The 16,750-nt window shown below is 69.2% G+C and carries 17 protein-coding genes and 3 tRNA genes; 14 read left to right on the forward strand and 6 right to left on the reverse strand.

The features are described from left to right. Window positions 1-63: 63 nt before the first annotated feature. The 3 genes from tssC to tssA are packed head-to-tail and all read right to left on the reverse strand — an operon-like array spanning window position 64 to window position 3,218. Window positions 64-1,557, reverse strand: a complete 1,494-nt coding sequence (gene tssC, locus DFR41_RS06255; RefSeq protein ID WP_017759094.1) for a type VI secretion system contractile sheath large subunit — start codon at window positions 1,555-1,557, stop codon at window positions 64-66. Window positions 1,558-1,588: 31 nt separating this feature from the next. Then, entirely contained in the window at window positions 1,589-2,101 is a 513-nt protein-coding gene (tssB, locus tag DFR41_RS06260; protein ID WP_017759093.1) for a type VI secretion system contractile sheath small subunit, read from the reverse strand. Window positions 2,102-2,156: 55 nt separating this feature from the next. Beyond that, window positions 2,157-3,218 (reverse strand): type VI secretion system protein TssA, encoded by a 1,062-nt coding sequence (gene tssA, locus DFR41_RS06265; protein WP_114802213.1) that lies wholly within the window; start codon window positions 3,216-3,218, stop codon window positions 2,157-2,159. Between the two features lie 71 nt (window positions 3,219-3,289). Between tssA and tssJ the strand changes: the two genes are divergently transcribed. After that, window positions 3,290-3,823 (forward strand): type VI secretion system lipoprotein TssJ, encoded by a 534-nt coding sequence (gene tssJ / locus DFR41_RS06270; protein WP_114802060.1) that lies wholly within the window; start codon window positions 3,290-3,292, stop codon window positions 3,821-3,823. A 26-nt stretch (window positions 3,824-3,849) separates the two neighbouring features. Here the strand turns inward: tssJ and DFR41_RS06275 are convergent, their stop codons facing one another. Both DFR41_RS06275 and DFR41_RS06280 read right to left on the reverse strand, forming a co-directional pair. Continuing rightward, window positions 3,850-4,842 carry a type VI secretion system protein gene (locus DFR41_RS06275; protein ID WP_170159319.1) on the reverse strand — a complete coding sequence of 331 codons (993 nt, stop codon included), beginning with the start codon at window positions 4,840-4,842 and terminating at the stop codon, window positions 3,850-3,852. Between the two features lie 2 nt (window positions 4,843-4,844). Beyond that, window positions 4,845-5,462, reverse strand: coding sequence for a DotU family type IV/VI secretion system protein (locus tag DFR41_RS06280; RefSeq protein ID WP_114802062.1), 618 nt, complete (start codon window positions 5,460-5,462; stop codon window positions 4,845-4,847). 243 nt (window positions 5,463-5,705) lie between these two features. Here DFR41_RS06280 and DFR41_RS06285 point away from each other — a divergent pair, with 243 nt between their 5' ends. The 9 genes from DFR41_RS06285 to DFR41_RS06325 all read left to right on the forward strand — a co-directional run bounded on the left by DFR41_RS06285 (window position 5,706) and on the right by DFR41_RS06325 (window position 13,860). Continuing rightward, complete coding sequence (locus DFR41_RS06285) at window positions 5,706-6,380, forward strand: LuxR C-terminal-related transcriptional regulator (RefSeq protein WP_017760475.1); 675 nt, start codon at window positions 5,706-5,708, stop codon at window positions 6,378-6,380. Window positions 6,381-6,441: 61 nt separating this feature from the next. Further along, on the forward strand, window positions 6,442-7,137 hold the full coding sequence (gene gph / locus DFR41_RS06290) for a phosphoglycolate phosphatase (RefSeq protein WP_017760476.1): 696 nt from the start codon (window positions 6,442-6,444) through the stop codon (window positions 7,135-7,137). A gap of 246 nt (window positions 7,138-7,383) precedes the next feature. Then, on the forward strand, window positions 7,384-8,895 hold the full coding sequence (locus DFR41_RS06295; RefSeq protein WP_017760477.1) for an anthranilate synthase component I family protein: 1,512 nt from the start codon (window positions 7,384-7,386) through the stop codon (window positions 8,893-8,895). A gap of 5 nt (window positions 8,896-8,900) precedes the next feature. Further along, on the forward strand, window positions 8,901-9,491 hold the full coding sequence (locus DFR41_RS06300) for an anthranilate synthase component II (RefSeq protein ID WP_017760478.1): 591 nt from the start codon (window positions 8,901-8,903) through the stop codon (window positions 9,489-9,491). After that, on the forward strand, window positions 9,491-10,543 hold the full coding sequence (ltaE, locus tag DFR41_RS06305) for a low-specificity L-threonine aldolase (protein WP_114802063.1): 1,053 nt from the start codon (window positions 9,491-9,493) through the stop codon (window positions 10,541-10,543). The genes DFR41_RS06300 and ltaE overlap by 1 nt, the downstream gene beginning before the upstream one ends. Continuing rightward, window positions 10,536-11,183 carry a LysE family translocator gene (locus DFR41_RS06310; protein ID WP_114802064.1) on the forward strand — a complete coding sequence of 216 codons (648 nt, stop codon included), beginning with the start codon at window positions 10,536-10,538 and terminating at the stop codon, window positions 11,181-11,183. The genes ltaE and DFR41_RS06310 overlap by 8 nt, the downstream gene beginning before the upstream one ends. A 50-nt stretch (window positions 11,184-11,233) precedes the next feature. Continuing rightward, window positions 11,234-12,268 (forward strand): anthranilate phosphoribosyltransferase, encoded by a 1,035-nt coding sequence (gene trpD, locus DFR41_RS06315; protein WP_114802065.1) that lies wholly within the window; start codon window positions 11,234-11,236, stop codon window positions 12,266-12,268. A 24-nt stretch (window positions 12,269-12,292) separates the two neighbouring features. Beyond that, window positions 12,293-13,099, forward strand: a complete 807-nt coding sequence (gene trpC / locus DFR41_RS06320) for an indole-3-glycerol phosphate synthase TrpC (protein ID WP_114802066.1) — start codon at window positions 12,293-12,295, stop codon at window positions 13,097-13,099. Then, window positions 13,096-13,860 carry a uracil-DNA glycosylase gene (locus DFR41_RS06325; protein ID WP_425326682.1) on the forward strand — a complete coding sequence of 255 codons (765 nt, stop codon included), beginning with the start codon at window positions 13,096-13,098 and terminating at the stop codon, window positions 13,858-13,860. The genes trpC and DFR41_RS06325 overlap by 4 nt, the downstream gene beginning before the upstream one ends. 14 nt (window positions 13,861-13,874) lie before the next feature. Here DFR41_RS06325 and DFR41_RS06330 read toward each other — a convergent pair whose 3' ends face one another. Then, the gene (locus DFR41_RS06330; RefSeq protein ID WP_114802067.1) at window positions 13,875-14,993 is read right to left on the reverse strand and encodes a patatin-like phospholipase family protein; all 1,119 of its coding nucleotides are present in this window, start codon (window positions 14,991-14,993) and stop codon (window positions 13,875-13,877) included. 141 nt (window positions 14,994-15,134) lie between these two features. Here DFR41_RS06330 and DFR41_RS06335 point away from each other — a divergent pair. The 4 genes from DFR41_RS06335 (at window position 15,135) to tuf (ending at window position 16,749) form a co-directional block, all read left to right on the forward strand. After that, window positions 15,135-15,220 (forward strand) — tRNA-Tyr (locus tag DFR41_RS06335). A gap of 73 nt (window positions 15,221-15,293) precedes the next feature. Next, a tRNA-Gly gene (locus tag DFR41_RS06340) sits at window positions 15,294-15,367 on the forward strand. A gap of 38 nt (window positions 15,368-15,405) precedes the next feature. Next, a tRNA-Thr gene (locus DFR41_RS06345) sits at window positions 15,406-15,480 on the forward strand. 78 nt (window positions 15,481-15,558) lie between these two features. Beyond that, window positions 15,559-16,749: an elongation factor Tu gene (gene tuf, locus DFR41_RS06350; protein WP_114801962.1), complete on the forward strand. Its 1,191-nt coding sequence runs from the start codon at window positions 15,559-15,561 to the stop codon at window positions 16,747-16,749. The last annotated feature ends 1 nt before the right edge of the window (window position 16,750 follow it).

Below are 16,750 nucleotides of genomic sequence, written 5' to 3' on the forward strand. Positions count from 1 at the left end.
AAGCTGTCTGGAGAACGAGGGGCGGTGCGTCTTTTCAAAAAAGATGGCGCACCGCGGGCTGGCTCAGGCGCCGCCCTTGGCCGAGGGAAGCTTCGACACCAGCCGCAACGACACCGTCAGGCCTTCGAGCTGGTAGTGCGGGCGCAGGAAGAACTTGGACGTGTAGTAGCCGGGATTGCCCTCGACCTCTTCCACGATCACTTCCGCCGCGGCCAGCGGCTTGCGGGCCTTGGTCTCTTCGGAGGAGGTGGTCGGGTCGCCGTCGACATAGTTGGTGATCCACTTGTTCAGCCAGCGCTCCATGTCGGCCTTCTCGCGGAAGCCGCCGATCTTGTCGCGCACGATGCACTTGAGGTAGTGCGCGAAACGGTTGCAGGCGAACAGGTAGGGCAGGCGGGCCGCCAGGTTGGCGTTGGCCGAGGCGTCCGGGTCGTCGTACTCGGCCGGCTTGTGCAGCGACTGCGCGCCGATGAAGGCCGCGAAGTCCGAGTTCTTGCGGTGGATCATCGACAGCAGGCCGGCCTTGGACAGCTCGGCCTCGCGGCGGTCGCTGATGGCGATCTCGGTGGGGCACTTCTGGTCCACGCCGCCGTCGTCGCTCGGGAAGGTGTGCAGCGGCAGGTTCTCCACCGCGCCGCCCGACTCGATGCCGCGGATGCGCGAGCCCCAGCCGTATTCCTTGTACGAGCGGTTGATGTTGGTGGCCATCGCATAGGCGGCGTTGGCCCAGGCGTACTTGTTGTGGTCGGCGCCGGCCGTGTCTTCCTCGAAGTCGAACTCCTCGACCGGGTTGCTGTTGGCACCGTAGGGCGTGCGCGCCAGGAAGCGCGGCATGCACAGGCCCAGGTAGCGCGAGTCGTCCGATTCGCGCAGCGTGCGCCAGCCGGCGTACTCGGGCGTGCTGAAGATCTTGGTCAGGTCGCGCGGGTTGGCCAGCTCCTGCCAGCTGCCCATCTGCATCAGGCTGGGGTTGGCACCGGTGATGAAGGGCGCATGCGCGGCGGCCGCGATCTTGGCCATCTCGCCCAGCAGCTCGACGTCGGGCGGCGTGTGGTCGAAGTGGTAGTCGCCCACGATGGCGCCGAAGGGCTCGCCGCCGAACTGGCCGTACTCTTCTTCGTAGACCTTCTTGAACATCGGGCTCTGGTCCCAGGCCGCGCCCTTGAACTTCTTCAGCGTCTTGGCCAGCTCCTGCTTGGAGACGTCCATCACGCGGATCTTCAGGTTCTCGTCGGTCTCGGTGTTGTTGACCATGTAGTGCAGGCCGCGCCATGCACTCTCGAGCTTCTGGTAGTCGGGGTGGTGGATGATCTTGTTGATCTGCTCGGTCAGCTTGGCGTCGATGGCGGCGATCATGGCCTGGATCGACTGCGTGACGTCCTTGCCTATCAGCGCCGTGTTCGACAGCGCCTGCTGCGCCAGCGTGAGCACGGCGGTCTCGACCGCGCTCTTGGCCTCGTCGCTGCGGGGCTTGAATTCCTTCTGCAGCAGCGATGCGAAATCGCTGCCGGCGTACTCGACCTCTTTCAGCGCATTCTGCTGAAGTGCTTCTGCCATGGGGTTCTCCTCGATCCGGGACGGGTGGGTGTCAGGCGGCGCTGTCTTCGGCCGGCTTCTTGGCGGCGGCCAGCGACTGCAGCAGGGCCGGGTCTTCCAGCACCTTGGCCAGCAGTTCCTCGGCGCCGCCCTTGCCGTCCATGTAGGTCACCAGGTTGGACAGCTGGTTGCGCGCTTCGAGCAGCTTGTTGAGCGAGTCGACCTTGCGCGCGATGGCGCCGGGCGAGAAGTCGTCCATGTTCTCGAAGGTCAGCTCCACCTTGAGTTCGCCCTCGCCGGTGAGCGTGTTCTCGACCGCGAAGGCGGTGCGCGGCTTCATGGCCTTCATGCGGGCGTCGAAGTTGTCGACGTCGAACTCCAGGAACTTGCGCTCGGCCACCGGCGCCAGCGGGTCGGCGGGCTTGCCCGACAGGTCGGCCAGCACGCCCATCACGAAGGGCAGCTGCACCTTCTTCTCGGCGCCGTACAACTCGACGTCGTACTCGATCTGCACGCGCGGCGCGCGGTTGCGGGCAATGAATTTCTGACTGCTCTTGGAAGACATGCGGAAGCTCCTTGAAGGAGTGGGGGGTGAAGCGTGTGGCGGGGCCGGCGGCGACTCAGTCGTCGTCGCTCGGGGCACGTGCGCCGGTCACGTGCTCGATCGTGCTCATGGCGTCGGGCGCCAGGTTGGCGATGATGTCCAGGAAGCTCACGCCGATGAGCTTCTTGGCGCGCTCGATGAGCAGCGGCGCGGGGTTGCCGGGCTCGGTGCGCTGCAGGTAGGCGATGACCTTGTCGAGCATCAGCAGGGCATCGGCGCGCGACTGGATCTCGCCGCGGATGGGGGCGGGCGCGGTGCCGCGGCCACCGCCTTCGCCGGCCTCCGCGCCTGGGTGGGCCTCGCCAGCGGCGGCATCGCCCTCGGCGGCCTCGGCGGCGTCGGGGGCCAGGTTCTGTGCGGTCTGGGCCAGCATGTGGCCGACGGCGCGCAGGCGCGACATGTCCACGGCCTCGCCGAGGCCGCTGCGGTCGTTGAGCACCTGGCGCAACCCGTTGACGGCGGGCGCGATGCCGGCCAGCCGTTCTGCCACCTCGGGCTGCGACTGGACGATCTCTTCGAGCCCGCCCTGCACCTGCGGGGCGGAATAGCCCGCGTCGCCGCTGGCAGGCTCCAGCAGGCCGCGCCCGATCGCAATGTCGCGCACCCGGATGCGACCCACACTGCGCGCCGTGCCCACCCAGGCGTCGTACACGTCGCGCACCACCAATGCATCGTCGGCCAGCGGCGCGAGCGCATTCAGGCGCATGGTGGGATCGTTGTCGTCATCCGCATCCAGCATCGGATGGATGTGGTCCCACTGGCTGTCGAGCAGGCCGGCAAGCAGGCGCATGCCGGCCAGGAAGCCCTCCAGGCCCTGCAGCCGGGTGCTGGCACGCAGCAGGTGCATGGCCACGCGCACGTCCTTGGTCCGGCGCAGCAGGGCCTGCGCCGCCTCGGCCACCTGTGGCCATTCGGGCTCGACGGCGGGGATGATGGTGTCGCCGAACTGCTGCTCGGGTTTGCCCTGGGCCGAGGTCTCCAGCGCGATGAAGTCGGGGTCGTACTCGAGGTCGTCGCCGCAGGGCGATGCCTCGCCGATGGGCTCCAGCAGTGCGTCGACGATGTCCGGGGTCAGCATGTTGCCTGTCAAAAAGTGCTGGGGATAATCGAAGATGCCCACCCCAGGGTCAATGCAACGAAGGAAATAGCATGCAGGCGCCATCCCCCCAACGTTCGTCCTATGGCCGCCTTGCGCGGCGCTCGCTGGGGCGTGGTCTTCTTGCCACCGCGGTGCTCGGCCCGCTGCTGCTGGCCGGCTGTGCGGCGCCGCCGCCCCCGCCGCCCAAGCCCATCGTCACGCCGGTGGTGCTGAACCTCAAGGGCGGTGCCGATGCCAACCCCGATGCTCGCGGCCGGGCTTCGCCGGTGACCGTGCGGGTGTATGCGCTGAAGGCCTCGCAGTCCTTCGATGCGGCCGACTTCTTCACGCTCTTCGACAAGGACCAGGCCACGCTGGGTGGCGACCTGGTGCAGAAGGAAGAGCTGCTGCTGCGCCCCGGCGACAGCCGCCGCATCGAGATGACGCTGCCGGCCGATGCCAAGGCGCTCGCCTTCATGGCTGCCTACCGCGACCTGGAGCGGGCCCGCTGGCGCGAGGTGCGGCCGGTGGAGCCGGGCAAGCCGGTGAAGCTCGACGTGACCTTCGGCGCGCGGCAGATCCGCATCGAGCCCTCGGCCCCCTGAAGGGGAGTGCGGGCGCCGCTGCAAGTTCAGCGGATGGACGTCGGCGGCTCGTGCAGGCGGGCCATCCGGCCCAGCAGGCCGGCCGTGAACGCCGCGTCGGGCCGCGATGCCGTGAAGAACAGGCCCTGCCACTGCGGCAGCGGCGAGGGCGGCGGTCCGTCGGTCAGCATGTCCAGCCACTGGCACAGGCCGGCACGCAGGCTGCGGACCTGCTCGACGAACTCGTGCATGTCGCGCCGCATCGGCATGGGTGGCGCATCGAGCAGCATGCCCAGGCGCAGGGCATGCAGGCGATCCATGAGGGGCTCGAACACCGGTGCGAGCAGGTCCTCGGGCCGCGCGCCGCGGCCGGTGCCGGGGTGGCGCATGCCCCAGGGCTGCCGGAAGGCCTCGGCCGGCAGCAGCGCCTCGAAGCTGGCATAGCCGGGCAGTGCCTGCATCTGCGTGACGACCAGGTGCACGGGCAGGGCGAGGCCCAGCGCGCCGCAGGCCTGGTGCGCGAGATGGCTGAGGCGGGCCAGGCGCTGGGTGCGCCCGGTGCCGTCGTGCAGCAGGTCCGCGGCGGCGATGCACAGCACCAGGCCATGCAGGGGCTGTGCGGGATGCCGATGAGCCAGGGTGCGCAGGGCATGGGGCCACAGGCCGAGGCGGCGCGCGCCCCCATCCAGGCCTGCGTCGGCCGGCAGCGTGAGGCCGAGCAGCAGGATGCCGCCGGCCTGGCGTGCCTCCCAGAAGTGGGAGGGCAGGGCCCCGCCAGCGGGCGTGGCCAGCAGCGAGGAGGGCACGGCCTGCACATCGCCGATGCTCAGCAGCCGGCAGGTGGCGCGGCCGCCCGGCAGCGCCATCTGCAGTGCGCGGAGTTCATCGCGGCCCGGCCGCTCGCGCGGCGGCTGGTGGCGGATCCAGCGTGCCAGGCGACGTCGGCGGCGCCACCGTTGTCGGCCTTCCCGCCGCCACCATCGCCCGAGCAGCAGCAGCGCGACCAGCGTCAGCAGGCCCAGGGCCAGGCAGGCGGGCATGGTCAGCCCTCCACGAAGGGCAGGACCACGCAGGCCAGGGCCAGGGCCACCATGGCGGCGGCCAGTGCCGCGATCCGCCAGGGCTGCAGGTCGTGCGCGCGGGGCGCCGCCGCCAGGGGCGGGCCCGGCACCGAGGCCCATGCGCCCCAGGCCGAGGGGCGGATCGGCGCCAGCGGCAACTGGGCCGCATGCAGGGCCTTCAGCCGTGCCAGCACGCCGGCGCCCTGGCCCCGCTCGAAGTGGTACTGGCCATGGAAGCCCAGGGCCAGTGCGTACCAGTAGACCTCGCGCACCTCCGCGTCGTGCGGCCCCAGCACGGCGAGGTGATGGAAGAACTCGGTGCCGGCCGTGGTGGAGTTGAAGAGCACCAGCTGCAGCGTGTCGGCCGGTGCCCCCGGCAAGCGGGCCAGCACCTCGTCGAGCCAGGCCACGACGGCGAAGGCGGCCGACTCCACCTGGGCCAGGGAGTGGCCCGCGTCCAGTGCCTGCATGCGCGCGCGCATCAGTTGCTCGCGGGCGAGCCGGCTGGCCTGCCCAGGCTCGCGCATGGCCGCATCCTGCGCCTGCAGGGCGAGCCCGAGCGAGAACAGCGGCGCATAGAAGTCGAACAGGCGCGGCATGGGCCCTCTTGCACAACCGTGGGTCCGGATCGCATGTGCAGGCCATCTTGGCGAGGCGATCGCCGGGCCACCATAGGGCGACGGAGCTATGCCTTTCGGGCAGGGGCGGCGCCTTGCTGGCGGGGGGCTTAGGCGCTACCCTGCCGGTTTTCGCGCCTGCGAGGGCGGGCAGCGGCGGCGCAGGGCATCGTGGGGCGCAGGCCTGGGCGAATGCGGCGCGCGCACATCTCCATCGAGCACGCCATGAGAATCCTGATCGCCGAAGACCACCGTCTGGTCATCGAGGCCATGAAGGCCAAGCTGGCCGAACTTCAAGAAGGCGTCACGTTCGTGGTGGCCACCACGGCGGCCGAGCTGTTCTCGCTGGCCACCGACGACATCGACCTGGCGCTGATCGACCTGAACATTCCCGGTGCCGAGCAGTACGGCCACATCGACGAGCTGCGGCGCCGCCATCCGGCCGTGCCGGTGATCGTGGTCTCGGGCTACGAGGACCCGGCCATGATGCGCGCGGTGCTCGACCGAGGCGCGCTCGGCTTCATTCCCAAGGCCTATTCGCCCGACGTGATGCTGTCGGCCGTGCGGCTGGTGCTGGCCGGTGGCGTGTACGTGCCGCCCATGATGCTGTCGGCCCTGCCGGGCGGACTGGCACCGCATGCCGGCACCGAGGCGCTGGTGCGCGCGGCGCCGGCCCCTGCGGCCGCGCCCACGCTGGAGCACCTGCGCAACGTGCTGACCGAGCGGCAGGTCGAGGTGCTGCAGCTGCTGTCGCAGGGCAAGCCCAACAAGCTGATCGGCCGCAGCCTGGGCATCAGCGAAGGCACGGTGAAGATCCACCTGGCGGCCATCTTCCGCGCACTGAACGTGCGCAACCGCACCGAGGCGGTGGTGGCGGCGCAGTCCCTCACCGAGGCGTGAGGGCCCGGCGCCCGGGTCGGGCGCTACAGTCGCAGCCCCGACACCGACCCTGCCTGCCGCCGTGACTGCCCCCTTCTTCGACCGTACCTCGCTCGACGCCGCCATCGTGGACCTCGACGGCACGATGGTGGACACCCTGGGCGACTTCGCTGCCGCGCTGGGCGGCATGCTGCAGGACCTGTCGCTGCCGCCCATCGAGGCCGGCGTCATCGGCACGCTGGTGGGCAAGGGCTCCGAGCACCTGATCCGCGCCGTGCTGCAGCAGGTGGGCGCGCCGTCGCCCGAGGCCCTGTTCGAGCAGGCCTGGACGCGCTACCAGCACCATTACCTCGCCATCAACGGCCAGCACTCGACGGTCTACCCGGGTGTGATCGAGGGCCTGGCGGCGCTGCGCGCGCAGGGCCTGCGCCTGGCCTGCCTCACCAACAAGCCGCTGGCCTTCGCGCGCCCGCTGCTGGCGGCCAAGGGCCTGGATGGCTTCTTCGACCATGTCTTCGGCGGCGACAGCTTCGCGCGCAAGAAGCCCGACCCGCTGCCGCTGCTGGGCACCTGCGAGGCCCTGGGCAGCGCGCCGGGCCGCACGCTGGCCATCGGCGATTCCAGCAACGACGCGCAGGCCGCCCGCGCCGCCGGTTGCCGCGTGGTGCTGGTGAGCTACGGCTACAACCACGGACGCCCCGTGCGCGAGGTGCCGGCCGATGCGTACCTGGATTCGCTGGCCGACCTGCGCTTGGGCACGGACGGCCCGGCCCGCTGACGGGCCCTGCTCGCAGGCCCTGGGCTACACTCGCGCCCTCTCATGTTCATTCATCACGTCATCCAGACGGGGCAAGGCTGCCGGGGAGCCTGGCCCTGGCGCAAGCCAAAGACGTTGACCGCCTGATCGCGCGGCCCTCGCGGCTGCGCACGCCTGGCCCGGCCGATGCCTCCATCGCCGGGCACTCCCAGATCGAATGAACCGCCGCATGGGCCACAGGAGCGCCCGCCGGCCAGGAGAAACCCCGTGATCACCGAACTCGAGTTCAAGAGCCTCAGCAGCCAGGGCTTCAACCGCATCCCGCTGATGACCGAGGCCTTCGCGGACCTCGAAACCCCGCTCTCCCTCTACCTCAAGCTGGCCCATGGCCACGGCGCCGCCGGCGGCGGACGCCACAGCTTCCTGCTCGAATCCGTCGTCGGCGGCGAGCGCTTCGGCCGCTACAGCTTCATCGGCCTGCCCGCACGCACGCTGCTGCGCGCCAGCGGCTTCGGCGACGAAGCCCGCACCGAGGTCGTGACCGACGGCCAGGTGGTGGAGACCGCCAGCGGCAACCCGCTGGACTTCATCGCGGCCTACCAGAAGCGCTTCAAGGTGGCCCTGCGTCCCGGCCTGCCGCGCTTCTGCGGCGGCCTGGCCGGCTACTTCGGCTACGACGCGGTGCGCTACATCGAGAAGAAGCTGGAGAAGACCTGTCCGCCCGACACCATCGGCTGCCCCGACATCCTGCTGCTGCAGTGCGAGGAACTGGCCGTCATCGACAACCTGTCGGGCAAGCTCTACCTGATCGTCTATGCCGATCCGTCGCAGCCCGAGGCCTATGCGCGCGGCAAGCGCCGGCTGCGCGAGCTCAAGGAGCTGCTGCGCTATTCGGTGGCCGCGCCGCAGGTCAAGCCCACGCAGGCGCATCCGGCAGAGCGGCCCTTCGCCAAGGCCGACTACCTGGCGGCGGTGGAACGGGCCAAGGAGCTGATCGCCGCCGGCGACTTCATGCAGGTGCAGGTGGGCCAGCGCATCAGCAAGCGCTACACCGAATCGCCGCTGTCGCTGTACCGCGCGCTGCGTTCGCTCAACCCCAGCCCGTACATGTACTTCTACGACTTCGGCGACTTCCATGTCGTCGGGGCCTCGCCGGAGATCCTCGTTCGCCAGGAGCACGGGGGCGAGGGAGAACAGAAGATCACCATCCGCCCCCTGGCCGGCACCCGGCCGCGCGGCGCCTCGCTGGAACTGGACAAGGCGGCCGAGGTCGAGCTGGTCAACGATCCCAAGGAACGCGCCGAGCACGTCATGCTGATCGACCTGGCGCGCAACGACATCGGCCGCATCGCCAAGACCGGCAGCGTGAAGGTGACCGAGGCCTTCGCGGTCGAGCGCTACAGCCACGTGATGCACATCGTGAGCAACGTCGAGGGCACCCTGCTGGACGGCATGGGCGCCATCGACGTGTTCAAGGCGACCTTCCCGGCCGGCACGCTGACCGGTGCGCCCAAGGTGCATGCCATGGAGCTGATCGACCAGCTGGAGCCCACCAAGCGCGGCCTCTACGGCGGCGCCTGCGGCTACATCAGCTATGCCGGCGACATGGACCTGGCCATCGCCATCCGCACCGGCGTCATCAAGGACCAGGTGCTGCACGTGCAGGCCGCGGCCGGCGTGGTGGCCGATTCGGTGCCCGAGCTGGAATGGAAGGAAACCGAGGCCAAGGCCCGCGCGCTGCTGCGTGCGGCGGAACTGGTGGAAGAAGGCCTGGAGTGAGCACCATGAAGCTGCTGATGATCGACAACTACGACTCCTTCACCTACAACCTGGTGCAGTACTTCGGCGAGCTGGGGGCCGAGGTGGAGACGGTGCGCAACGATGAGATCACGCTGGAGGGCATCGGCGAGCGCATCGCCGCGGGCGTGAGCCGGCTGGTGATCTCGCCCGGGCCCTGCTCGCCCGCCGAGGCGGGCGTGTCGGTGCCGGCCATCCAGGCCTTCGCCGGCAAGCTGCCCATCCTGGGCGTGTGCCTGGGCCACCAGAGCATCGGCGCGGCCTTCGGCGGCAGGATCGTGCGGGCGCGCCAGCTGATGCACGGCAAGGTCAGCGAGATCACGACCACGCGCGAGGGCGTGTTCGCCGGTCTGCCCGAGCGCTTCACCGTCAACCGCTACCACTCGCTGGCCATCGAGGCCGACAGCTGCCCCGCGGTGCTGGCCGTCACGGCGCGCACCGACGACGGCGAGATCATGGGCGTGCGCCACACCGAACTGCCTCAGGCGGTGCGGATGGAAGGCGTGCAGTTCCATCCCGAGTCGATCCTGACCGAGCATGGCCATGCCATGCTGAAGAACTTCCTGGAGCCCGCCTGATGACCCGCACCGCCCCCATCGACCTGCGCAGCGACACCGTCACCCGCCCGACCGCGGCGATGCGCCAGGCCATGGTGGCGGCACCCGTGGGCGACGACGTCTTTGCCGACGATCCGACGGTCAATGCGCTGCAGGCGCGCATCGCCGGGATGCTCGGCTTCGAGGCGGCGCTGTTCGTGCCCACCGGCACGCAGAGCAACCTGTGCGCGCTGCTGGCGCACTGCCAGCGCGGTGACGAATACATCGTGGGCCAGATGCAGCATTGCTACCGCTGGGAAGGCGGCGGCGCCGCGGTGTTCGGCAGCATCCAGCCGCAGCCGCTGGAGCATCAGCCCGACGGCACGCTGGCGCTGGCCGACATCGAGGCCGCCATCAAGCCGGACGATGCGCACTTCGCGCGCACCCGCCTGCTGGCGCTGGAGAACACGCTGGGCGGCCGGCTGCTGCCCTTCGGCTATGTGCAGCAGGCCACCGCGCTCGCGCAATCGCGCGGTCTGTCGCGCCATCTGGATGGTGCGCGCCTCTTCAATGCGGCAGTCGCGCAGGCCCAGGCGACGGGCGGCGACGCACGCACCGAGGCCCGGCGCATTGCGCAGTGCTTCGACAGCGTCTCGGTGTGCTTCAGCAAGGGCCTGGGCGCGCCGGTGGGCTCGGCGCTGTGCGGCTCGCGCGAGTTCATCGCCCGCGCCCATCGCGTGCGCAAGATGGCCGGCGGCGGCATGCGCCAGGCCGGCATGCTGGCTGCGGCGGCCCTGCATGCGCTGGACCACCACGTCGAGCGACTGGCCGACGACCATGCGCTGGCGAAGCGCTTCGCCGATGGCCTCGCCGGCATCGCCGGCCTGAAGGTCGAGGCGCCGCACACCAACCTCGTATTCGTCGACCTCGAAGGGCCGGCACGCGAGCGCGGTGCGGGGCTGATGGACTTCCTGAAGTCGCGCGGCGTGCTGGCGACGGGCCTCTACCGGCTGCGCTTCGCGACGCACCTGGACGTGGATGCCGAGGGCGTGGACCAGGCCGTCGCGGCCATGAAGGACTACTTCCATGCCTGACCTGCTGCACCTGCTGGCCTTCGTGCTCGCCGGCCTGCTGCTGAACCTCACGCCGGGCGTGGACGTGTTCTACATCGTGGGCCATGCGTTGCGCCAGGGCTGGCGCGCCGGCGTGGTGGCGGCGCTGGGCATCACGGCCGGCTGCTGCGTGCACATCGTTGCGGCGGCCGTGGGCGTGAGCGCCATCGTGGCCACCTCGGCCGCCGCCTTCGCCGTGCTCAAGTGGGTGGGCGCCGCTTATCTGGTGTGGATCGGCGTGCAGATGCTGCGGCGGCCGGGCGCCCTGCAGGCCGGACTGGCCGCGCAGCAAAGCCCGCAGGCCGAGCCGCTGGCGCGCATCTTCCGCGGCGGCTTCCTGACCAACGTGCTCAACCCGAAGGTGGCGCTCTTTTTCCTGGCCTTCGTGCCGCAGTTCGTCGATCCGGCGGCGGCGCATCCGGCCGGGGTGTTCCTGCTGCTCGGTCTGCTGTTCAACTTCAACGCCCTGTGGGTCTGCATCGGCTGGGCCGCGCTCGCGGCCTGGCTGGCGCGACGCCTGGACCGCGCCGGTACCGCGCTGCGCTGGGCCGAGCGGGCCGCGGGCCTCATGGTGCTGGGCTTCGGCCTCAAGCTTGCCTTCAGCGACGCGCCTTCGCGCTGAACGTTCACCTTTTCCTTCTTCCTTCCGACTTCGAGAAAGCAGACACCGCCATGCCCATCACGCTCCAGGAAGCCTTGCAGCGCACCATCGAGCATCGGGAGATCTTCCACGACGAGATGCTCCACATCATGCGCCTCATCATGCGCGGCGAGGCCTCGCCCGTGATGACGGCGGCGCTCATCACCGGCCTGCGCGTCAAGAAGGAAACCATCGGCGAGATCACCGCCGCCGCGCAGGTGATGCGCGAGGTGGCGCTGCATGTGCCGGTGAAGAACCGTACGCACCTGGTCGACATCGTGGGCACGGGCGGCGATGGCTCGCACACCTTCAACATCTCGACCTGTTCCATGTTCGTGGCCGCGGCCGCGGGCGCCAAGGTGAGCAAGCATGGCGGGCGCAGCGTGAGCAGCAAGTCCGGCAGCGCCGACGTGCTGGAGTCGCTGGGCGTCAACATCAACCTGGGCCCCGAGCAGATCGCGCGCAGCATCGAGACGGTGGGCATCGGCTTCATGTTCGCGCCCAACCATCACCCGGCGATGAAGAACGTGGCGCCGGTGCGCCGCGAGCTGGGCATCAAGACCATCTTCAACATCCTGGGGCCGCTGACCAATCCGGCTGGCGCCACCAACATCCTGATGGGCGTTTTCCACCCGGACCTCGTAGGCATCCAGGTGCGGGCGCTGCAGCGCCTGGGCGCCGAGCATGCGCTGGTGGTCTACGGTCGCGACGGGCTGGACGAGATCTCGCTCGGTGCCGCCACCATGGTGGGCGAACTCCGGAACGGCGAGATCCGCGAGTACGAGGTGCATCCCGAGGACTTCGGCCTGCGCATGGCGAGTCTTCGCTCCCTGCGTGTGCAGACGCCGGAGGAATCGAAGTCGGTGCTGATGGGCGTGCTCGAAGGCGTGCATGGCGCGGCGCGCGACATCGTGCTGCTCAATGCCGGTGCAGCGCTCTATGCGGCCAATGTCGCCGACTCCATCGGCGCCGGCATCGAGCGCGCGCGCGAGGCCATCGACAGCGGCGCCGCCAAGGCCCGCCTGGCCCAGATGGTCCAGTTCACCATGTCTGCTGCCGCGGACTGATCCGACTCACCGAGAGAACGCCCAATGTCCGACATCCTCAACAAGATCGTGGCCGTCAAGCACGAGGAAGTGGCCGCCGCCCGCAAGCGTGTGCCGCTGGAAGCCATCCGCGCGGACGCCGAGAGCCGCGTGCTGACGCGCGACTTCGTGGGCGCACTGCGCCGCCGCATCGCCGCCGGCCAGGCGGGCGTGATCGCAGAGATCAAGAAGGCCAGCCCTAGCAAGGGCGTGATCCGCGAGGGCGAGTTCATTCCCGCGGACCTGGCCCAGAGCTATGCGCTGGGCGACGGCGAGATGGCCGCGGCCTGTCTGTCCGTGCTGACCGACCGCCAGTTCTTCCAGGGCAGCCCCGACTACCTGCGCCAGGCGCGGGCTTCCTGCGACCTGCCGGTGTTGCGCAAGGACTTCATGGTCGACGCCTGGCAGATCTACGAGTCGCGCTCGATGGGGGCCGACTGCGTGCTGCTGATTGCCGCCTGCCTGGACGATGCGCAGCTGCGCGACTTCGAGGCCATCGCCCTGGGCCTGGACATGGCGGTGCTGGTAGAGGTGCACGACGCGGCCGAGATGGAGCGCGCCCTGAAGCTGCGCACGCCGCTGGTCGGCGTCAACAACCGCAACCTGCGCAGCTTCGAGGTGTCGATCCAGACCACGCTGGACCTCAAGGCCATGGTGCCGGCGGAACGGCTGCTGGTCACCGAATCGGGCATCGCGACGCGCGAGGACGTGCAGCAGCTGCGCGAAGGCGGCGTGAATGCCTTCCTCGTCGGCGAGCGCTTCATGCGGGCGCCGGAGCCGGGCGAGGCGCTGGCCGAGCTGTTCGCCGCATGATCCGGGACGGCATGGCTCAGCCCGGCGCGGCCACGCAGCTGCAGTCCGCCGACCCGGCCGATTGGGCCGTGGCCGAGGGCTGGCGGCCGCTGGTCGATCGGTTTTTCGCCAGCGACAAGGGGCAGGGCCTGCTTGCCTTCCTGCAGCAGCGGCTGGATGCCGGCGCGGTGATCTTTCCGCCGCAGCCGCTGCGGGCGCTGGAACTCACGCCGCCCGAGGCCGTGCGCGTGGTCATCCTGGGTCAGGACCCGTATCACGGCCGCGGCCAGGCCGAGGGCCTGGCCTTTTCGGTGGCGCCCGGCGTGCGGCTGCCACCCTCGCTGCGCAACATCTTCCAGGAGCTCCAGCGCGACCTGGGCACGCCGCCGCCGAAGTTCCCGAGCCCCGGCGGCAGCTTGGTGCGCTGGGCGCAGCAGGGCGTGCTGCTGCTCAACACCTGCCTCACGGTGGAGGAGGGCCAGCCCGCCAGCCATGCCGGCCGAGGCTGGGAGGTGCTGACCGATGCAGTGATCCGCCATGTGGCCGACGGCGAGCGGCCGGCGGTGTTCATGCTCTGGGGATCGCATGCACAGAGCAAGCGCAGCTTCATCGACGCCAGGCGGCACAAGCTGCTGATGGCCAACCATCCCTCGCCGCTGTCGGCGCTGCGCCCGCCGGTGCCTTTCATCGGCTGCGGGCATTTCGGCCAGGCACGGACCTGGCGTGATGCGCAACGTACCGCGGCTCCTGGCGAGGGTGCTGCACCGGCCCCGGACGCCTGACCTCCGGCCGGCGATCAGGCGCTGCGCAGTTGCGGCGCCCGCTTCGCCACTGGTTCGGTCGGCAGCGGCGCGCCGGCCACGTAGTCGGCCTGGATGTCGATGGTGGTGCGGCGGCCCACGTCGTCGATGTGCCGTGCCAGCCAGTCCTGGGCGGCGTGGCGGCCCCGTTCGAACAACTGCTCGATCATGGCGATGTCGGTGGACAGCTTGCTCGACGAGGGCAGCGGGTCGTCCAGGGCGCTGTCGATGTCGATGCGGTGCAGGCGCAGCTGGCGGAACTGCCGGCCTTCCTGCAGCCGGCCATCGGCCAGCAACTGCTGCATGAAGTCGATGCTGCGCATCTGGGAGATCAGGCTCGCGTTGAAGGCCAGTTCGTCGACGCGCTGGGCGATCTCATGGGGCGTGCGGGGCGTGTCGGCGCGGTGCAGCGGATTGAGCTGGACGAGCACGATGTCGGCGCTGTCGCAGTTCTCGATCAGCGGCAGCAGGGCCGGATTGGCCGAGTAGCCGCCGTCCCAGTAGGGCTCGCCGTCGATCTCCACCGCCTGGAACATCGTCGGCAGGCAGGCGGATGCCATCACTGCGGACAGCGTCAGCTGCGCGCCATGGAAGATCTGCGCCCGTCCGGTTCGCACCTGCGTGGCGGAGACGTAGACGCGAGGGCTGTCGAGCGTGGCGAGCGCGTCGAAGTCGATCTCCTGGTCCAGCAGCGTGCGCAGCGGGTTGATGCCCAGGGGATTGAACTGGTACGGCGACGCCCACGGATCGGTCGTCAGGGAGGGGAAGGCAGGCGCCTGTCCGAACAGCATGCGCATGAACTGGGAGGCCAGCGCGCCCGGCGCACCGACACCGGCCACGCGCCGCCAGACGCGCTCGAGCGTCTCGCGGGCGGCTTGGCGGGCGGCCGTCCTGGCGGGGTCGCCCGCGTCGTCGGCCTTCGCAAAGCCATGTGCCAGGGCCACGGCGTTGACGGCGCCCGCGCTGGCGCCGCTGATGCCATCCAGGGCGAGGCGCCCATTCTCGAGCAGGGCATCCAGCACGCCCCAGGTGAACGCGCCGTGCGAGCCCCCGCCTTGCAGCGCGAGATTGACCTTGGGGCGGCGGCCAGGAAGGGGAAGGGCGGAAGCACTCATGCGTGGATTGTGCAGTGCAGCAAAAACCCTGGGCGGCGCATCCTTCCGCGGCTTCTGTCGTCCGAGGCGCCGCACGGACGAAAATTTTTTTCGGGCCAGCTCGCCATCCTGGATTGATGGTGCTATAGTCTGTGGTTCGCCGGAGAGGTGGCCGAGTGGTTAATGGCAGCAGACTGTAAATCTGCCGGTTTATACCTACGCTGGTTCGAATCCAGCCCTCTCCACCAGCGAATGATGAAAGTTGCCGAGCGATTTTCGTGCGAGGCCCCGGTGCCGATGTCGGCATCGAAGTGTCACGATGCGGGAGTAGTTCAATGGTAGAACCCCAGCCTTCCAAGCTGATGACGCGGGTTCGATTCCCGTCTCCCGCTCCATGCGGCTTCATCAAACGTTGAGCGACGGTTTTCTAGTTGCCCTTGTGGCTCAGTGGTAGAGCACTCCCTTGGTAAGGGAGAGGTCGCGGGTCCGATTCCCGCCAAGGGCACCAACGATTGCAGGGATGGTGCGGCAGCCGGCTGCACAAGTCCATGTACATGTGGTCTAAGTTGTATTCGGAGTCCAGACAATGGCAAAAGGCAAGTTTGAACGCACCAAGCCGCACGTGAACGTGGGCACCATCGGTCACGTGGACCATGGCAAGACGACGCTGACGGCGGCCATCGCCACGGTGCTGTCGGCCAAGTTTGGCGGCGAAGCCAAGAAGTACGACGAAATCGACGCGGCGCCCGAAGAAAAGGCCCGTGGCATCACGATCAACACCGCCCACGTCGAGTACGAGACGGCCAACCGCCACTACGCGCACGTGGACTGCCCCGGCCACGCCGACTACGTCAAGAACATGATCACCGGTGCCGCCCAGATGGACGGCGCCATCCTGGTGTGCTCGGCCGCCGACGGCCCGATGCCCCAGACCCGCGAGCACATCCTGCTGGCCCGCCAGGTGGGCGTGCCCTACATCATCGTCTTCCTGAACAAGTGCGACATGGTCGACGACGCCGAGCTGCTCGAGCTCGTCGAGATGGAAGTGCGCGAACTGCTGGACAAGTACGACTTCCCGGGCGACGACACCCCCATCATCCACGGCAGCGCCAAGCTGGCCCTGGAAGGTGACAAGGGCAAGCTGGGTGAAGAAGCCATCATGAAGCTGGCCGACGCCCTGGACACCTACATCCCGACGCCCGAGCGCGCCGTGGACGGCACCTTCCTGATGCCCGTGGAAGACGTGTTCTCGATCTCCGGTCGCGGCACCGTGGTGACCGGCCGCGTGGAGCGTGGCGTGATCAAGGTTGGCGAGGAAATCGAAATCGTCGGCATCAAGCCCACGATCAAGACCACCTGCACCGGCGTGGAAATGTTCCGCAAGCTGCTGGACCAGGGTCAGGCTGGCGACAACGTCGGTATCCTGCTGCGCGGCACGAAGCGTGAAGAAGTCGAGCGCGGCCAGGTGCTGTGCAAGCCCGGCTCGATCAAGCCGCACACGCACTTCACGGCCGAGGTGTATGTGCTGTCCAAGGACGAAGGTGGCCGTCACACGCCGTTCTTCAACAACTATCGCCCGCAGTTCTACTTCCGCACGACGGACGTGACCGGCGCGATCGAGCTGCCGAAGGACAAGGAAATGGTGATGCCTGGCGACAACGTGTCGATCACGGTCAAGCTGATCGCTCCGATCGCCATGGAAGAAGGTCTGCGCTTCGCCATCCGCGAAGGCGGCCGTACCGTCGGTGCCGGCGTCGTGGCCAAGATCATCGAGTAAT

Origin of the sequence: Pseudacidovorax intermedius (genome assembly GCF_003350475.1) — a bacterium.
In the GTDB taxonomy this organism is placed as follows: domain Bacteria; phylum Pseudomonadota; class Gammaproteobacteria; order Burkholderiales; family Burkholderiaceae_C; genus Xenophilus; species Xenophilus intermedius.

Bases quoted from the DNA above. Each gene is read 5' to 3' on its own strand.
- DFR41_RS06310 (WP_114802064.1), top strand. From the start codon at position 10,536: ATGCCTGACCTGCTGCACCTGCTGGCCTTCGTGCTCGCCGGCCTGCTG.
- tssB (WP_017759093.1), bottom strand. From the start codon at position 2,101: ATGTCTTCCAAGAGCAGTCAGAAATTCATTGCCCGCAACCGCGCGCCG.
- DFR41_RS06325 (WP_425326682.1), top strand. From the start codon at position 13,096: ATGATCCGGGACGGCATGGCTCAGCCCGGCGCGGCCACGCAGCTGCAG.
- DFR41_RS06275 (WP_170159319.1), bottom strand. From the start codon at position 4,842: ATGCCCGCCTGCCTGGCCCTGGGCCTGCTGACGCTGGTCGCGCTGCTG.
- tssA (WP_114802213.1), bottom strand. From the start codon at position 3,218: ATGCTGACCCCGGACATCGTCGACGCACTGCTGGAGCCCATCGGCGAG.
- tssC (WP_017759094.1), bottom strand. From the start codon at position 1,557: ATGGCAGAAGCACTTCAGCAGAATGCGCTGAAAGAGGTCGAGTACGCC.
- DFR41_RS06285 (WP_017760475.1), top strand. From the start codon at position 5,706: ATGAGAATCCTGATCGCCGAAGACCACCGTCTGGTCATCGAGGCCATG.
- trpC (WP_114802066.1), top strand. From the start codon at position 12,293: ATGTCCGACATCCTCAACAAGATCGTGGCCGTCAAGCACGAGGAAGTG.
- DFR41_RS06300 (WP_017760478.1), top strand. From the start codon at position 8,901: ATGAAGCTGCTGATGATCGACAACTACGACTCCTTCACCTACAACCTG.
- DFR41_RS06330 (WP_114802067.1), bottom strand. From the start codon at position 14,993: ATGAGTGCTTCCGCCCTTCCCCTTCCTGGCCGCCGCCCCAAGGTCAAT.
- tuf (WP_114801962.1), top strand. From the start codon at position 15,559: ATGGCAAAAGGCAAGTTTGAACGCACCAAGCCGCACGTGAACGTGGGC.
- trpD (WP_114802065.1), top strand. From the start codon at position 11,234: ATGCCCATCACGCTCCAGGAAGCCTTGCAGCGCACCATCGAGCATCGG.
- ltaE (WP_114802063.1), top strand. From the start codon at position 9,491: ATGACCCGCACCGCCCCCATCGACCTGCGCAGCGACACCGTCACCCGC.
- DFR41_RS06280 (WP_114802062.1), bottom strand. From the start codon at position 5,462: ATGCCGCGCCTGTTCGACTTCTATGCGCCGCTGTTCTCGCTCGGGCTC.
- tssJ (WP_114802060.1), top strand. From the start codon at position 3,290: ATGCAGGCGCCATCCCCCCAACGTTCGTCCTATGGCCGCCTTGCGCGG.